This is a genomic window from Desulfovibrio faecalis (genome assembly GCF_053570625.1).
In genome coordinates this window covers 2,979,766-2,995,930 of sequence record NZ_JBRBQR010000001.1, presented here as the reverse complement: position 1 = coordinate 2,995,930, position 16,165 = coordinate 2,979,766, and the positions used below count along the sequence as shown (strand labels likewise).

Below are 16,165 nucleotides of genomic sequence, written 5' to 3'. Positions count from 1 at the left end.
GACGATATCTTTATGAGTAAAAAAAATGAAGGAAAATTGCAGTGAATTTTAAGAAAGCGCTAAAAATGATTACACCATATGGTTTGGTACTCTTTTTCCAAAAATGCAAAAATTATAAGGTTGATAGAAATAGTGCTTTGTCTCAATGGCTTGTTGAACGAGGCGATGAAACATACAGGCTTGATTATCCATTTTTGAACCCCAATAGCACCGTGGTCGACTTGGGTGGATACAAAGGGGAATGGAGTAGAGATATCTACGCAAAATATAGCACGAATATTTTCATCTTTGAGCCTATTCCAAGCTACGCCGAGGCACTCAGAAAATTTTTCCAGAAGAATAATAAAGTAACTGTGCTAAATAAATGTGTGTGTCTGTCCTCTGGCATTGTGCAAATGGCAATTGCAGAAAACAGCAGCTCGGTATTTAAAGGAACTGGAGACCTCGTTGATGTTAAGGCGTGCAAAATTTCTGATTTTTTTACAGAATTTAATGTGGAATGCATTGATTTGTTAAAAATCAACGTAGAGGGTTCAGAATATGAAATTCTTGAAGACTTATTTGTATCTAATAAAATGCATCTTGTAAAAAATTTTCAAATACAGTTTCATAACTTTGTAGACGATGCGGATAAAAAAATTGAAAGAGCTAGAGAACTTTTATCAGAAACACATCAACAAGTTTGGAATTTTGAATTTGTTTGGGAAGGCTGGACTCTAAAAGGAAAAAGTTAAAATAACTTGAGTAACGATATGATTTGCATTTCAATTTGTGGTGGTCTTGGCAACCAGATGTTTCAATACGCGGCTGGTTTCGCCCTTGCATTTCGTCTTAACGCACGGCTTGTGCTAGACATCTCATGGTTTTCGAAAAAAAAAGGTGAAAATGAGACACCGCGAACCTTTGCGCTAGAACTTTTTCCTTTTATAAAAGAGCAAATTGCACAAGGTGCAATAGATTTGCGGCTAAATTCTGCACCACGTTCTTTGCTTGAACGAATAAAGAAAAATTTTTTCGCTAAGAGAGATGAATCCCCCAGAGTAACGGAGCGAGAAATTCCCAATTTAGAAATTTTTCGCAAATTAACGGCGCCACTAGAGTTAACCGGCTACTGGCAAAACGAAGCTTTCTTTCTCGATGTGGCCACTTTGGTTCGGCATTTTTTTACTTTTTCACCGCTTCAGAGCGCGGGCCAGTGTTTAGCAAATGACATCATTGCTCGTCCGAACTCAGTTTCCGTGCACGTGCGGCGTGGGGATTATGCCAATAATGCACACACCAATGCCGTACATGGATTGTGTTCTGATAAATATTATGCAGCTGCTATCAACCATATTAAGGTCCATGCGCCAGATTCCCATATCTATATTTTTAGCGATGATCCGGCTTGGGTGCGTGAGAACTTTGATCCACATGGATTGCCATTTACTGTGGTAGATCTGCACAGTGAAAATGAAGCTCATCATGATATGCATCTTATGTCACTTTGTCGGCATCACATTATTGCCAACTCATCTTTTTCTTGGTGGGGTGCATGGCTGACTATCAATACTGGTATAAAGATTGCCCCGAAGCAGTGGTTTGTTGACTCCTCAATGTCACATTTAGACCCTTGTCCCTCAAGCTGGCTCCGTATGTAGACTATGAAAAGATCTCCTGACATATCTGTTATTATGCCCGTTTATAATGGGGAAGAACACCTTGCGGAAGCCATTGACTCAATTCTTGCGCAGACTTTTTCTACTTTTGAATTTATCATCATTGATGATGCTTCTACAGATAGAACTCCCTGCATCCTTCGACAATATGCGGAAAAAGATTCGCGTATTCGTATTATAACTAATGAAATGAATAAAAAAATTGCGGTTAGCCTTAATTCTGGGATTGCTGAGGCTCGGTCGCCACTTGTCGCTCGTATGGATGCTGATGATTGGTCGGCCCCCGAGCGCCTAGAAAAGCAATTTACGTTTATGCAGGCAAAACCTGAAGTGGGCATATGTGGAACATGGCTTGAAACTTACGAGGCGGGAGATATATGGAAATGGCCCAGCACTGACGAAGGAATAAGGGCGCACATGCTGTTTAACTCGCCCATTGCGCACCCTACTGCCATGATACGTCGAGATCTTTTAGTGAATTTAGGCTGTTATGCATTGGATATGCCCCCTGCAGAAGACTATGATCTATGGGAAAGATTTTCACGGCTCAATGTCGTTTTTGCCAATATTCCCGAAGTATTGTTACATTACAGATGGTATCCCCAAAAAGACCGATCTGCTTATAAAGATGCTCAGGTCCGCCGTGCAGATGTTGTGCGGCTACGCCAAATACAAAGGCTTGGCCTTGAACCAGATGAGCGCGAGCGCCTCGCTCATAGTATGCTTTCCGGGGCACGAGAACCAACTTGTCTAGGTGATGTATGGTTGGTCACGCAATGGGTGAAAAAGCTGCTAGCGGCAAATGCACAAAAAGAAGTTTATGCCCTCGCTGTGCTAAGTGAACTTCTGCGCAACCTACAACGTGGGGTAGTGCGTCGTTTGCTACGGTGCAGATGTCATGCGTGCTGGCAAAAATATATGCCGGGTTGGTTGCAGCGCTCTTGCCTATAGGCTAAGGCATTGATTTGCAGCAGTTCGGCACACACCTTGTCGTTGCAACTGGAAAGCTCCGCTATCACTAGTGCAGTAGTATAGTTGATTTTGTCGGTATGGGCGGTATCTGAGCCTAGTTCGAACTGCTTGTATAAACACAGCGGGGAGGTGAGAGTTTGTTTCCTGTTGTGTTGACAGCAAGGAATATCTCTGTGTCTTTCCCATGTCAATTTATTAGAAGTTCATTGTTTGCAGGAAATCGATTCAATCTTGAGTTCAAGATTGGAGGTGGCTCCGATTAGTGGAGGTCAAGCATCATGGCCAGTCTGGCAATCGTGCCTGAAAAGTTTACACTTGGAGATTGCTCCTCTAATTTTTCAACAGACTAGCGTATTATCGCAGGAAAATTTAAGATAAGTAATATATTCTATGATCGGGTCGGTGTCGGGATCATTTTTTGCCCTTTTTGAACTAATTTCTGCATGATCCAAAAATTGTTACGCAAGCAACTCTTGCGCCGGAAGTTGGGGCCATACTTGATTCTTACTCATATATTAATAAAATTGGGGTCATGCCTAGCTGAGAGGTTTTTTTCTGAACATTCTGAGGACGTGTTTTTCAAGGTCCTCATTTCTGTGATTAAACCGGAATTCGCATTCTTTTAAATGGGCTCTTCCGGGTTTTCCGTGGGTAGCTGATCTGCTAATGTCCTTCCCGGAGGGCACCAATGAAGGATACGGACCTATATTTTCGGATTCTCGGGCTGACCGAGCCCTGGTTTGTTGAGGCTGTTGAACTGGACACGGCGGAAGGTCGGGTAGACATCCGCGTGGAGCATGGTCCTGGTGTTCGCTGGTTTTGCCCTACTTGTGGTCGAGAGCTGGCTTGCCGCGACCATGCCGAGCCTCGTGTCTGGCGCCATCTGGACACGTGCCAGTTCAAGACGTTCCTGCATGCTCGGATTCCCCGAGTGGACTGCCCCGAGCATGGCGTCCTTCAGGTCAACGTGCCTTGGGCCGAGTCCAAGGCACGTTTCACCATATTGATGGAGCGATTGATCATCGACGTGCTGACCGAGTGCGCCACCGTAACAGGAGCGCGGCGCATCCTGCGCATCACCTGGGACGAAGCATGGGGTGTCATGGAAAGGGCGGTGCGCCGGGGCCGGGAGCGCAAGCAATCGAATCCCTCGCGGTATCTTGGCGTTGACGAGAAGGCATTCCGCAAGGGGCACGACTATGTGACCGTGGTTTGTGATCTGATCGGCAGCACGGTGGAGTATGTGGCCGACGAGCGTAAGGCCGAAAGCCTTGAGGGGTACTACCTTCAGTTCACCAAGGCGCAGTTGGAGCGGATCAAGGCCGTGGCCATGGACATGTGGGAGCCCTATTTTAAAGCTACGCTCAAACATGTGCCGGACGCGGCGGGGAAAATCGTTCACGATCGGTTCCACGTCATGAAACACGTAGGCGAGGCTGTGGACCGGGTACGCAAGCAAGAGCACCGCGAACTCACAAGTCAGGATGACCATCGACTCAAGGGCACGAAATTCCTCTGGCTATACCGGGAGGAGAATCTGCCGGACAAACACCGGCCAGCCCTGGAGGCCTTGAAGACAGCGAACCTCAAGGTGGCCAAGGCCTGGGCCATGAAGGAAAGCCTGAACGACGTCTGGAAGTACCTGAGCACGGGATGGGCCAGACGTTTTGTGAAGCGATGGCTGGTCTGGGTGAACAGGTCAGATCTTGCCCCAATGCGCAAAGTGGGCGGACTGATTCAGAGACATCTTGAGAACATCCTGACCTTCTGCCGCCACAGGATCACCAACGGCGTGGCCGAGGGCCTCAACAGCAAGATCATGGCCATCAAGAGGAAGGCTTGCGGTTATAGGAACCGGGAGCATTTCAAGACAGCCATCTACTTCTTCTGTGGCGGTCTAAACCTCTACCCGGCCAGTTCCTGACAGGGGTTACCCACGGAAAACCCGGAAGAACCTTTAAATGAAAGTAAAATGTTTTGCCAACCCACTAAAGCGCACAAGGCGCGTTTTGGCGAAGGCCCAGAAGCTTTCAATGTCATTAATTATAGTGCTTACTGGCAATTTATTGTTGCCATGTTGCACTCTGAAGTGCTTAATACCCCAAGTCGACCAGAGCATCATAGTCGCGCCAGCCGTCAGAGTGGATAATACTTCCGAGTTCTCCCCGACCACGAATTATGCCCTGGAGCGTGGCCTTTGAGCAATCGGGAACAACTTCTGTGAGACTCCGTCATTTCGTTTGAAAAGGCCAAAAACAATAGTGTTTCCTCTGGCTCCACGACCTCGACGGTCCCTAGCTCGGCGAGCGCCGAAGTAGCTCGTCAACCTCAACTTCTCCCTTTACAGGAGATTCTGCCTCGCAGAAATGGGCAATGCGTACGCGAAATGCAGCCAAATACCTGTTACGGTATTTCGGTTAACATCTGCGATTTGCGCAATCTGCAAGGCATCCAGGTCAACGGCAAACAGTCTCACTATTTGCCGGATTTTAGTTTCTGAAATTTTTAAACGAATTGCATACTGTTTTTCATTGGTGCACCTAGCTTTGAAGCCAATCATGAATAGCTCAGCTAGGCAAGACCCTAAAATTTATATTTCGTGCATAGCATTAAGCTTTATAACGAAGACGAGAATAATATGTCTGAACCTAAGTTAACCATCGCAATTCCTACATATAATCGTTCAGGGATGTTGATGCGGGTGGTGGAATCTCTTTTTCGGCAATCTGCAACTGCTGACTGTTTTAGGTTAATGGTTGTGGATAACGCATCTACAGATGACACGCGGTGCAAATCGGAATATTTTGCAATAATGTTTCCTCATTTTGAGTACATTTTTGAAGAAAAAGCTGGCTCTAGCAATGCTAGAAATGCTGCTTTGTGCAATTGTAAAACACCTTGGATTGCTTTTTTAGATGATGATGCTTTGCCGGATTATATATATGTTGAAGAGTTGTTGAACGCCATTGATAGAAATGATTATGATGTTATTGCAGGTGGCATAAAACCCTGGAAGCTTCACCCGCTTCCTGTCTGGTTTTTGGATGAATACGAATCATTTCCAGCTGACCCTTATCGGGCTGCTGGCTTGTTGCTCAAAGACGAATATGCCTATGGCGGGAATATGGCTTTGAGGATGGAAAAAATTCTCGAAGTTGGTGAGTTTAATCCGGATTTTGGCGTTCGTGGTCGGGTTGTGCCTTTTGGCGAAGACACGGAACTGCAGATGCGCATCCGCAAAGCCGGGGGGCGCTTGTATTTGCTGCCATCGGCATCTGTGGCACATTGTGCTGTGCCTTCCAAGTACACAATTGTGAAGCAATGGCAAATACGTTTTCTTGCGGGCAAATCTACGCAAATTTTTAGTGAACTGCGAGGATGGCAGCAACTGGCAATTGTTTGTATAAAATTCCCATATAGATTTTTGTGTTCAGCGTGTCGCAGTATAAAAAAGTTACTGCAGGGAAAATATAGATGGCAAAATGCCGCTATTGATACTATTGGTGAAGTTTATTTTGTAACTGGTCTTTTTTGCGGATGGCTTTGGCTGCAAATGCACAAGGAGTGGCATCCATGAATGCTCCTCTCGTGTCTATCATTATGCCCGCCTATAATGTTGAGCGCTGGATAAGGCAGGCGCTTGACAGTGTATTGATGCAGACATTTTGTGATTGGGAATGCATCGTCATTAATGATGGTTCTTCTGATACAACTCCATTGATTGTTTCTTCTGTTGCTGATGCTCGAATCCGTCTGATTTCACAAGGGAATGGCGGGGTGGCTGTAGCCAGAAATAAAGGCCTGGAGGTTGCGCAGGGGCAATACATTGCTTTCTTGGATGCAGATGATGTGTGGCATCCTCAAGCTTTGGAGCATATGTGTTCGGCGTTGGATGCAAATCCATGCTACGATCTTTGCTGGGCTGACTTTGAGCGTTTTGACGATGAAAGCAATGCTAGATTGCCATTGCCTGGCACTAGGTTGTGGCATACTGGAAACGTTTGGGAAGATATGCTGGTCGACTGTTTTATGCAATTTGGGGCGCTTTGTGTGCGTGCGGAAGCTGTTAAAAATATATATTTTAATACGTCCCTAAAAATTTGTGAAGACAGAGATTGGCTTTTAAGGGTGCTGCGATCTCGGGCAGCTATTCATGTGCCCCATGTTGTACATTTTTACAGGCAAAGATCTGGTAGTGCGATACGTGATTATGGCAAATTTTTAGATGATGAAGAGTCTATGATCCGGGCTCATCTTGACAGTGGTGACGTTTCACCGCGCCTTGTGAGACGGGTTTCTTCAGCCTTGCAGTTTCACCGGGCAGTGCTTTTGTCCAGAATTCCTGGACGTATGGGAGAAGCCTTGCGAGCCTATGGCAGGGCGTTGATATTGGACCCACTGTATTGTGACAACTATCTAAAACCACTTCGTAAATTGTTTTTTATCGCTCGGCGCTTGCTTTGCGGAAAATCTTTCTCCCCCGTGAGCGGAGTTGCAAATGGATAAAATTTCTGTTGGTTTTTGTGATTTTTGGCATGGCTTTGACGTCACCGATAATTTTTTTCTCAATATTTTAAGAAAAAAATATGTAGTCGTAATCAACAACGATACTCCAGACTTTCTTTTTTGTTCAATTTTTGGTAAAAAATCGTTAAGCCTGTCGTGTACTAAAATTGTTTTTATGGGGGAAAATGCTACCCCAGATTTTAATATTTTTGATTATGCATTGGGATTCGATTGGATGAATTTTGAAGATAGATATTTTAGACTGCCACTTTACAGATTATATATGAATAAAGATGATGGTGTATGCCACGATGCTAATTTTTTTTCAGAAGAGGCTGCATCGAAAAAAAATTTTTGTAACTTTTTATATTCAAACAATAGGTGTGCGCATCCTTTGAGAGAACGTTTTTTTGACCAGCTTTCAGAATATAAAAGAGTTGATTCTGGTGGGAGTGTTCGTAATAATATTGGATATCGTATCGATGATAAGTTGGCTTGGCAACGCACTTACAAGTTTTCCATCGCTTTTGAAAATTCATTGAAACGTGGTTATTCAACTGAAAAGCTCTATGATGCTCTTCGTGCGCACACCGTGCCGATTTACTGGGGTAACCCTTTAGTTGGATTGGAATTTAATACTAAGCGTTTTATTAATGTTCACGAATACGCCATGTTGGACGATGTTGTGGAGCGGGTTCGAGAACTTGACAATGATCCGCAGCAATTTCTTAAGATCCTTTCTGAGCCATATTTTGTAAACGCCACACCGCCGATGCTGGATGATGATCCTGCGCTGGAAAATTTTTTGGTAAGCATCGTCGCTCAGGGGCCTGAAAAGAGTAAGAGGGTGACACGCGATGGATATTCACGTGATTATTATACTGGCTTGAGGGTAACAAGTATTCTTCAGTCCGGGGTTATGTCAGTAATTCGTGGTAAAAATTATTTGCAGAGAGCATTGAAAAAAATGAAATGATACTTGTGCAAAACTATAAAATAACATCGTGGTATGATCTTTCTTGCTGCATGTAGTTTGGATTACTGTAGCTATGTTGCATTACGGAGAACATAGTGCTTTTATCTCAAGATCTGTCTATGGCTCCGGCAATTGATTTGCTTGTGGCGACAGTTGGCCGGAGCAACGAACTTGACCGTCTGCTCACATCGCTCGAAGTACAGACATACAAGAATTTCCGTATACTTTTGGCTGACCAAAATCCTTCTGGCTACTTGGACGATATGCTTGCCCACCATCCCGGCTTGCCCATTATTCGCACGATGCTGCCCCCGCAGGGTGTTTCTGTGGCCCGCAATGTCTTGCTGGAGCTAGCCAGTGCAGACATCATTGTTTTTCCTGATGATGATTGCTGGTATGCGCCGGACACCCTGGAGCGCGTGTGTGAAACGTTTGCGGCCTATCCTTCTTGCGGAGCATTGCTGGGAGTGTGGACCTCATCACCCGGAGTTTATGCCTCAGGAGTGACCGAGGGAGTCGTCAGCCGGGCAGGGCTGTTCCAGCTTGCGGGAACATGCGTACAATTCTACCGCAGAGATGCCGTGATTGGTATCCGATTTGATCCTCTGCTTGGGCCGGGAACTGGCTTGCCCTACGGTTGCGGCGAAGATACAGACTACCTTTTGTACGCTTACGCCCGCACAGAGGTGCGCCGGTATGCGAAAATTCGAGTGTTTCATCCTTCGCCGAAAGAAATTCAGCCCTCGCCGCAAAAGGTGGCAAGCTATGCAGCCGGGCGCATGTATTTGCTGAAAAAGCACAAGTTTTCATGGCTGTTTGTGCTCTTCAATGTGTTGTACCCCCTCTGCGTGGCCCCCTTGGACGCCCTGCGGTATGGAAAAGCGCAGGGTGCCTATCGGTTCCGCATGTTCGTTGAGCGTCTGCGCAACTGGCATTAGCTGGTGAGGAATCGCTCCTAACCCGTCTGTGTAGCGTTTGTTTGTGGTGCTGGAGGCTGTTCATTTCTCTCTTTTCAATGCGCGGCCATTAGTGTAATTTTCTTTGCTGCATTGCCCATGTTTGGCTGCACAATATACAGAGCCGTTGAGTGTATGCAGGCTGCCATCCAGTGGTCAGCCCGAATATTACTCGCTGCTGTAGAGGCCCACATGACCAGGGCCGTCTAAACGGGATGATCTGAAAGGAAAGCATTCTTATTTTTTTGTGAAAAACAGGTGGTTATAGAGTGTTCAAAAGTGTTGCAGTGTTACCGCTCATACGGCATGTTGGGCAACTCTGCGATGCGGACTTTTTTACTTCACACAAGATTGCGTCTGTGGTTCCGTTAGAAGGAATCCAGTAGTATTGAGGACAATCAGATGGTTTCATTTGAAGACCTGTTGGCAAAGAAATCTTCCGTGGCAGTGGTTGGTCTGGGGTATGTTGGCTTGCCTCTGGCTGTTGCCCTTTCCCATCACTTTGATGTCATTGGCTTTGATATCAACGTGGCGCGGGTAGATGCACTCAACAAGGGGCAAGATGCCACCAATGAGGTTGACGATGCTTCCCTTGCCGCCAGCACGGCCCGTTTTACCAGCGATGCAGCCGAGCTTGCCAAGGCTGGCGTGATCATTGTGGCAGTGCCTACCCCGGTAGACAGCCACCGCCAGCCCGATCTTACGCCTGTGGTGGGTGCAAGCCGCACCGTTGGCCACCATATGCCCAAGGGCTGCGTGGTGTGCTATGAGTCTACGGTGTACCCTGGCGTTACCGAGGACGAATGCATCCCCCTGCTGGAAAAAGAATCCGGCATGCGCTTTCCTGCGGATTTTACCGTGGGGTATTCGCCCGAGCGCATAAATCCCGGCGACAAGGTTCACCGGCTTGAAACCATCCGCAAGGTTGTTTCCGGCTCAGACGCTCCTACCGCAGACCTGCTGGTTAAGGTCTATGGTGCGGTGGTGACGGCGGGCATCCACAGGGCCTCGTGCATCAAGGTGGCCGAGGCCGCCAAGGTTATTGAAAACACGCAGCGTGATATCAACATCGCCCTGATGAACGAACTGGCCCTTATTTTCAACCGCATGGGCATTGATACGCTGGAAGTGCTTGAAGCCGCAGGCAGCAAGTGGAACTTCCTGCCGTTCCGTCCAGGTCTTGTGGGTGGGCACTGCATTGGCGTGGATCCCTATTACCTGACCTACAAGGCCGAAGAAATCGGCTGCCACCCCGAGGTTATCCTTGCGGGCCGCCGCATCAACGATGGCATGGGCAAGTATGTGGCAGAAATTTGCGTCAAGCGCCTCATCAATGCGGACAAGCACGTCAAGGGCGCGCGCGTGGGCCTGCTGGGCTTTACGTTCAAGGAAAATGTGCCTGACATACGCAATACCCGCGTGGTGGATATCATCGCAGAGCTGAAGGAATACGGCATCACGGCTCTGGTGCATGATCCCGAAGCTGATGCTGCGGAAGCCCATCACGAATACGGGCAAACACTGTTGCCCCTGAGCGATCTCAAAAATCTGGATGTTCTTATCCTGGCCGTATCACACGAGAGTTTCCGCCAGCTTGATCATGCGGCCATACGCGCCATGTTTGCCAGCGATGCAGTCACTCTTATGGATATCAAGGGTTTCTGGAACAAGCAGGAAATGCTTGTTGCCGGGTTTGATCTCTGGAGGCTGTAATTTGAGCGAGCGCATGCCCTGTCAGCTGGTTACTGGTGGTTCGGGCTTTATCGGGTCCTGCTACGTTCTTCAGGCCCGGCGGCAGGGTGTGCGCGTCATCAACCTCGACAAGCTGACCTATGCGGGGAATCCTGCCAATCTTGCCGCGCTGAAAGACGATTCTGATTACGTCTTTGTGCGCGGCGACATTGGCAATGCCGAGCTGGTTGCCTGGCTGCTGGAAACCTTCCAGCCCGATGCCATCGTGAATTTTGCTGCGGAAAGCCACGTTGACCGTTCCATTATCGACCCCGATGCTTTTGTGCACACCAATGTGCTGGGTACGGCCACGCTGCTGAGAATGGCTGCCCAATGGTGGCGCGCGCTGCCTGCGGAGCGCGCTTCAGCCTTTCGTTTTCTGCACGTGTCCACCGATGAAGTCTATGGTGCGTTGCAACCGGGCGATCCGTCTTTTACAGAGGCGACCCCCTACAATCCAAACAGCCCATATTCTGCTTCCAAGGCCGCCAGCGACCACATGGCGCGCGCCTTTCACGAAACCTACGGTCTCCCGGTGCTGCTCACCAATTGTTCCAACAATTACGGGCCGCGCCAGTTCCCTGAAAAACTCATTCCCCTGATGATTTGCAATGCCCTTGATGGCAAACCTTTGCCTGTCTACGGCAAGGGGGCCAATATTCGCGACTGGCTGCATGTAGAGGACCATTGCGCTGCCATAGCCCGAGTGCTTGAAGCGGGCAGGGTGGGCGGTGTTACAACATCGGCGGGCATGCGGAAAAGACCAACCTTGAGGTTGTGCAGACCGTGTGCGCCATCCTTGACCAATTGGTTCCTTTGGCTCGCGGGCCTTATGCCGATCAAATCGAATATGTGGCCGACAGACCTGGGCATGATTTTCGGTACGCCATAGACTGCAGCCGAATAGAAGCGGAACTTGGCTGGAAGCCGACCCACAAGTTTGATTCCGGACTGCGTGAAACCGTTCGCTGGTATCTTGAAAATATTGCGTGGGTTGAAAATGTCCGCAGCGGCGCTTATAGGGAATGGATCGCGGCCAACTACGCCCATCGCACTTGCGGTGGGGCCAACTGAAAGAAGGGGGCGGCATGAACGGCTGGAAAGGCATTGTTCTTGCGGGAGGCTCTGGCTCGCGCCTGCACCCATTGACTCTGAGCGTGAGCAAGCAGCTCATGCCCATCTATGACAAACCCATGATTTACTACCCGTTGTCTATTCTGATGATGGCGGACATTCGGGATATCTGCTTTATTTCCACCCCTGAGCACCTGCCCCTTTACAAGGCTTTGCTGCACGACGGCTCGCAACTGGGCTGCAAGTTCAGCTACGTTGTGCAACCCCGCCCTGAGGGGTTGGCCCAGGCCTTTTTGTTGGCGGAAGATCATATTGCGGGGCATAATACCTGCCTGATTTTGGGTGATAATGTTTTCTTCGGTCATGGATTGCCAGCACTTACACACGCTGCCATGGCCCGCGAATCCGGAGCGACTATTTTTGGCTACCATGTGCGCGATCCTGAGCGTTACGGAGTGGTGGAATTTGACAATGCGCGGCAGGTAGTCAGCATTGAAGAAAAACCCGTCCTTCCAAAGTCCAACTTTGCGGTGACAGGCCTGTATTTTTATGACCAGAAGGTGCTGGATATCGCCCGCGCTGTGCGTCCCTCGGCCCGGGGCGAACTGGAAATCACAGATGTGAACAACGCCTACCTGCAACAGGGCGATCTGCATGTGGAGCTTATGGGGCGGGGCATTGCCTGGCTTGATACCGGCACGCATGATTCCCTCATGGATGCAGGGGCCTTTGTGCAGGCGGTAGAAAAACGCCAGGGGCTCAAGGTGGCCTGTCTGGAGGAAATAGCCTGGCGCAACGGCTATATTGATGCGGACGCCGTGCGCGCACTGGCAAAGCCCATGGCCAAGACCGGTTACGGGAAATATCTTCTTGAACTTGTGGATGCGGGGATTGGGCTGTGGAAGTAGTTCAGACGCCGATTGCCGGGGTGCTCTTGATCAAACCCAAGGTGTGGGGTGACCAGCGCGGCTATTTTGTGGAAACCTGGCAGCAGCAGCGCTACGAGGCGGCAGGCATTGATATGCCCTTTGTGCAGGATAACCATTCCATGTCCGCCCGTGGCACTCTGCGCGGCCTGCATTATCAGAAAACACGCCCTCAGGGCAAACTGGTTTATGCTTCGCTGGGCAGCGTATTTGATGTGGCTGTGGATATTCGGCGAGATTCACCCACGTTTGGCAAGTGGTTCGGCGTAGAGCTTTCGCAGCAGAACCAGTGGCAGATGTGGGTACAGCCCGGCCTTGCGCACGGATTTGTGGTAACGAGCGAAATCGCCCACTTCCACTACAAGTGCACAGATTACTACTGTCCAGAGGACGAAGCGGCCATCCGCTGGAACGACCCGACCTTGGGCGTTGTCTGGCCCGTGGACGAACCTCTGCTTTCCGCCAAGGATCAAACAGCTCCGTTGTGGGCTGAGGCCATGCAGGCCGCAGGCCGTTGAGCCTCTAAAGGCTGGCAGCGGCATACCCCCATCAGGCTTTTACCCGCTTGAGCGTGCGGCCGCTGCATTTAATCACGCGGGCATTTCAAGATAGGGATCGCTCTGGGCCATATAGTTGCCCACATAATCCGCAATGCCCTGTTCCAGCGACGCAAAGCTCATCGGGCAGTTTTTTTCCTGCATCCAGCTCATATCCGCCTGGGTGAAGTTTTGATATTTTCCGCGCAAGGCTTCCGGCATGTCCATATACTCAATCTGAGGTTCTTTGCCCAATGCGGCAAATATGGCACAAGCCAGATCGTTCCAGCTTCGAGCCTTGCCCGTGCCCGCATTGAGGATGCCGTTGGCTGTCGGGTTTTCAAGCAGCCAGAACATCAGCTCCACGCAATCCTTCACGTAGACAAAATCGCGCATCTGGCCGCCGTCGGCAAAATCCGGCGTGTTTGATCTGAAGAGCCGCAAACGCCCCGTAGTGCTGATTTCATGAAAGGCCTTGCAGGCGACGCTGCGCATGTCGCCCTTGTGGTATTCATTGGGGCCGTAGACGTTGAAAAACTTGAGGCTGACCACGCTCTCTGTAAGTTTGTTATCCAGCAGCCACAAATCAAAAAGGTGTTTGGAGTAGCCATACATGTTCAGGGGCTTGAGGCGTCTGGTCGTTTCTGGCCTGTCAGAGAAACCCTGTGAGCCATCCCCGTAGGAAGCGGCTGACCCGGCATTGATAAAGCGCGCTCCGTGTTCCAGGGCAAATCTGCACAGTTCCACAGTATAGGCCGTGTTGTTGGCCATCAGAAAGTCTGCGTCTTTTTCTGTGGTGGAAGAACAGGCCCCCATGTGCACGATTGCCTCTACCTTGCCGCCCAGCGTGTTGTCGCGCAGCATTTCCAGAAATTCAGACCTGTGTACATAGCGGGCATATCGCCGGTTGACGAGATTTTTCCACTTTTCCGTTGAACCGAGGTTATCCACCACCAGTATGTCAGTTATGCCTGCCTGGTTCAGCCGCCAGAGCATGGCGCTGCCGATAAAACCTGCGCCACCAGTGATAATATACATACAAACCTCATTGATCCAGCATGTGGGCTCCTTGCGGAGCAAGGCGTAGAACCCGCGTCTGCGCTATCGCGCGCACCGATCATATCCCTGTCGGGCCAGACGCGTCAAAGCGTGCTCCGGGGCCTGATCCGAGCAGATATTCATATGTGGTTGCGCGTATTTTTGCTCCTGCCACCCTTTTTGCAAAAAAAAATTTGGCGATGGCAATGGCAAGGGGAGAATATTGCAATGCGGCTGTTACTGCTATAAGAAATTAAGTATAACTCCTGCAAGAGAACCAGCGAGGTAGACATGGTCAAATTTTTCCACACCGCTTGCTGCTGCCTGCTTCTGCTGCTTCTCGCCTGTGCGAATCTTGCGCTGTGCGCGACGGATTCTTCCACGGCAGCCAGCGCTGACCCCATTACCATTGCCTGCATGAAGGATAACGAACCGCTGTCTTTTGTTTCAAAAACAGGAGAACCTGTTGGCCTGATGATTGATCTGTGGCGTCTGTGGGGCGAAAAAGTAGGCAGACCTGTGAAATTCATCATGGGCGACTGGCAGGATTCGCTTGATGCCCTCCATTCTGGGCGGGCCGACATCCACTTCAGCATGTACATCACTCCCGACAGGGCCCGCTGGGCAAAATTTGGCCCGGCCATTTCTCCCGGCATGGGGGGGCTTTTGCTCTCAACATCTGCCGGGCAAAAAATTACTGACCCAAGCCAGTTGGGGGATGCGACCATTGTTGTGCTTGAAGGCTCGTTGCAGGAAGATTACATGCGGGAGCACTTCCCCAAGGTTCAATTGGTGGTGGTGCGCAACGGGGCAGAAATGTTCATGTCGGTGGCCAATGGGCTGGCAGATGGCATTTCGAGCAACTTTCCTTCGGCTTATGGCACCATTGACCGGTTGGGCCTCAACAGCTTTTTTATGCCTCAGGCATTCCCCCTTTTTTCTCGCAACCTTCATCCGGCAGTGCTGCGTAACAGGGATGACCTTGCCCGGTTGATGGATGAAGGGCTTTCGCGCATATCCCGCGCTGAAATGGTGGCGCTTGAAGAAAGGTGGGTCCGTAATCCGGCGCACCGCGTTTGGGGCGACATGCCTCGCTCCCTGCTGCTCACCCCAGCGGAGAGGGAATGGCTGGCAAGCCATCAGACCCTGCGTGTTGCCCTGGAGGATGATTGGCATCCCATTGAATTTATGGACAGCGAGGGCACATACAACGGCATTGGTATGAACCTCATGCAGGTTGTGGGGCGATACCTTAATGTTGCCATACAGCCTGTTTCTTCCAATGTGCTGAAAGAAACCACAGGCCCCCGCCGGGCGGACGTGGAGCCTTTTCTGGAAGGGACGCCGCCAGAGGGTGGCCCCTGGTTGTTTACCAATCCTTTTTTGCAGCTGCCGCTGGCGGTTGCAACGCTTGACTCCGAGCGTTTGGTCACGAGCCCTGGCGACCTTGCCGGCAAAAGTGTGGCAGTGCATGATCACGCAGGTCTTGCAGGGTATTTGCGCGCCCAGTTGCCGCGATCAAAAATCGTGGAGGTCTCCAGCCTGACTGCGGGGCTTTCTGCGGTGCAGGGTGGGCAGTTCGACGCTATGGTGGGCATTGCACTTTCTGTGGAATACGCGGTGGTGAACAAAAACCTGCGCGATCTGCGCGTGGGCCTGCTGCCCCAGTTGCAGTATTCCGCCCGGGTAGCCGTACGCTCAGACTGGCCCCAGCTTGTCGAAATCATGAATAAAACACTGGGGCTCTTCCGGGTTTTCCGTGGGTAGCTGATCTGCTAATGTCCTTCCCGGA

General features: G+C 49.9%; 13 protein-coding genes and 3 pseudogenes. 13 read left to right on the top strand and 3 right to left on the bottom strand.

From position 1 onward, the window contains the following. Window positions 1–41 precede the first annotated feature (41 nt). Genes ACUZ79_RS13280 through ACUZ79_RS13270 form a run of 3 tightly spaced genes read left to right on the top strand, consistent with a single transcriptional unit; the run spans window position 42 to window position 2,609 of the window. Window positions 42–734 carry an FkbM family methyltransferase gene (locus tag ACUZ79_RS13280; RefSeq protein ID WP_449251876.1) on the top strand — a complete coding sequence of 231 codons (693 nt, stop codon included), beginning with the start codon at window positions 42–44 and terminating at the stop codon, window positions 732–734. 6 nt (window positions 735–740) lie between these two features. Next, window positions 741–1,640, top strand: coding sequence for an alpha-1,2-fucosyltransferase (locus tag ACUZ79_RS13275; RefSeq protein ID WP_449251875.1), 900 nt, complete (start codon window positions 741–743; stop codon window positions 1,638–1,640). 3 nt (window positions 1,641–1,643) lie between these two features. Continuing rightward, window positions 1,644–2,609 (top strand): glycosyltransferase family 2 protein, encoded by a 966-nt coding sequence (locus ACUZ79_RS13270; RefSeq protein ID WP_449251874.1) that lies wholly within the window; start codon window positions 1,644–1,646, stop codon window positions 2,607–2,609. Window positions 2,610–3,166: 557 nt separating this feature from the next. Here ACUZ79_RS13270 and ACUZ79_RS13265 read toward each other — a convergent pair. Continuing rightward, window positions 3,167–3,259 (bottom strand): annotated as a pseudogene (locus tag ACUZ79_RS13265) (IS1595 family transposase); the annotation flags it as partial. Window positions 3,260–3,318: 59 nt separating this feature from the next. Between ACUZ79_RS13265 and ACUZ79_RS13260 the strand changes: the two are divergent. Next, complete coding sequence (locus tag ACUZ79_RS13260; protein ID WP_096152604.1) at window positions 3,319–4,554, top strand: ISL3 family transposase; 1,236 nt, start codon at window positions 3,319–3,321, stop codon at window positions 4,552–4,554. Between the two features lie 48 nt (window positions 4,555–4,602). On the opposite strand, the pseudogene ACUZ79_RS13255 reads toward ACUZ79_RS13260, so the two are convergent. Next, window positions 4,603–5,190: pseudogene (locus tag ACUZ79_RS13255) on the bottom strand (IS1595 family transposase); the annotation flags it as partial. A gap of 78 nt (window positions 5,191–5,268) precedes the next feature. On the opposite strand from ACUZ79_RS13255, the gene ACUZ79_RS13250 reads away from it, so the two are divergent. The 8 genes and pseudogenes from ACUZ79_RS13250 (at window position 5,269) to rfbC (ending at window position 13,317) form a co-directional block, all read left to right on the top strand. Next, a complete protein-coding gene (locus ACUZ79_RS13250) occupies window positions 5,269–6,207 on the top strand; it encodes a glycosyltransferase family 2 protein (RefSeq protein ID WP_449251873.1) in 939 nt (312 codons plus the stop codon). Next, on the top strand, window positions 6,204–7,136 hold the full coding sequence (locus ACUZ79_RS13245) for a glycosyltransferase family 2 protein (protein WP_449251872.1): 933 nt from the start codon (window positions 6,204–6,206) through the stop codon (window positions 7,134–7,136). The genes ACUZ79_RS13250 and ACUZ79_RS13245 overlap by 4 nt, the downstream gene beginning before the upstream one ends. Next, window positions 7,129–8,112 (top strand): glycosyltransferase family 10 domain-containing protein, encoded by a 984-nt coding sequence (locus tag ACUZ79_RS13240; RefSeq protein WP_449251871.1) that lies wholly within the window; start codon window positions 7,129–7,131, stop codon window positions 8,110–8,112. Before ACUZ79_RS13245 ends, ACUZ79_RS13240 begins: the two co-directional genes overlap by 8 nt. A 95-nt stretch (window positions 8,113–8,207) precedes the next feature. After that, window positions 8,208–9,050 (top strand): glycosyltransferase family 2 protein, encoded by an 843-nt coding sequence (locus tag ACUZ79_RS13235; RefSeq protein WP_449251870.1) that lies wholly within the window; start codon window positions 8,208–8,210, stop codon window positions 9,048–9,050. Window positions 9,051–9,470: 420 nt separating this feature from the next. Beyond that, window positions 9,471–10,781 (top strand): nucleotide sugar dehydrogenase, encoded by a 1,311-nt coding sequence (locus tag ACUZ79_RS13230; protein WP_449251869.1) that lies wholly within the window; start codon window positions 9,471–9,473, stop codon window positions 10,779–10,781. Window positions 10,782–10,794: 13 nt separating this feature from the next. Then, window positions 10,795–11,873 (top strand): annotated as a pseudogene (rfbB, locus tag ACUZ79_RS13225) (dTDP-glucose 4,6-dehydratase). Window positions 11,874–11,887: 14 nt separating this feature from the next. Further along, complete coding sequence (gene rfbA / locus ACUZ79_RS13220; protein ID WP_449251868.1) at window positions 11,888–12,781, top strand: glucose-1-phosphate thymidylyltransferase RfbA; 894 nt, start codon at window positions 11,888–11,890, stop codon at window positions 12,779–12,781. Beyond that, window positions 12,772–13,317 carry a dTDP-4-dehydrorhamnose 3,5-epimerase gene (gene rfbC / locus ACUZ79_RS13215; RefSeq protein WP_233483177.1) on the top strand — a complete coding sequence of 182 codons (546 nt, stop codon included), beginning with the start codon at window positions 12,772–12,774 and terminating at the stop codon, window positions 13,315–13,317. Before rfbA ends, rfbC begins: the two co-directional genes overlap by 10 nt. A gap of 72 nt (window positions 13,318–13,389) precedes the next feature. On the opposite strand, the gene rfaD is transcribed toward rfbC, so the two are convergent. Beyond that, a complete protein-coding gene (gene rfaD, locus ACUZ79_RS13210; RefSeq protein WP_449251867.1) occupies window positions 13,390–14,373 on the bottom strand; it encodes an ADP-glyceromanno-heptose 6-epimerase in 984 nt (327 codons plus the stop codon). A 291-nt stretch (window positions 14,374–14,664) separates the two neighbouring features. On the opposite strand from rfaD, the gene ACUZ79_RS13205 reads away from it, so the two are divergent. Next, window positions 14,665–16,140, top strand: a complete 1,476-nt coding sequence (locus tag ACUZ79_RS13205; protein WP_449251866.1) for a transporter substrate-binding domain-containing protein — start codon at window positions 14,665–14,667, stop codon at window positions 16,138–16,140. Window positions 16,141–16,165 lie beyond the last annotated feature (25 nt).

Coding starts and splice junctions, on each gene's coding strand:
- rfaD (WP_449251867.1), bottom strand. CDS start 14,373: ATGTATATTATCACTGGTGGCGCAGGTTTTATCGGCAGCGCCATGCTC.
- ACUZ79_RS13240 (WP_449251871.1), top strand. CDS start 7,129: ATGGATAAAATTTCTGTTGGTTTTTGTGATTTTTGGCATGGCTTTGAC.
- ACUZ79_RS13205 (WP_449251866.1), top strand. CDS start 14,665: ATGGTCAAATTTTTCCACACCGCTTGCTGCTGCCTGCTTCTGCTGCTT.
- rfbA (WP_449251868.1), top strand. CDS start 11,888: ATGAACGGCTGGAAAGGCATTGTTCTTGCGGGAGGCTCTGGCTCGCGC.
- ACUZ79_RS13245 (WP_449251872.1), top strand. CDS start 6,204: ATGAATGCTCCTCTCGTGTCTATCATTATGCCCGCCTATAATGTTGAG.
- ACUZ79_RS13250 (WP_449251873.1), top strand. CDS start 5,269: ATGTCTGAACCTAAGTTAACCATCGCAATTCCTACATATAATCGTTCA.
- ACUZ79_RS13270 (WP_449251874.1), top strand. CDS start 1,644: ATGAAAAGATCTCCTGACATATCTGTTATTATGCCCGTTTATAATGGG.
- ACUZ79_RS13260 (WP_096152604.1), top strand. CDS start 3,319: ATGAAGGATACGGACCTATATTTTCGGATTCTCGGGCTGACCGAGCCC.
- ACUZ79_RS13230 (WP_449251869.1), top strand. CDS start 9,471: ATGGTTTCATTTGAAGACCTGTTGGCAAAGAAATCTTCCGTGGCAGTG.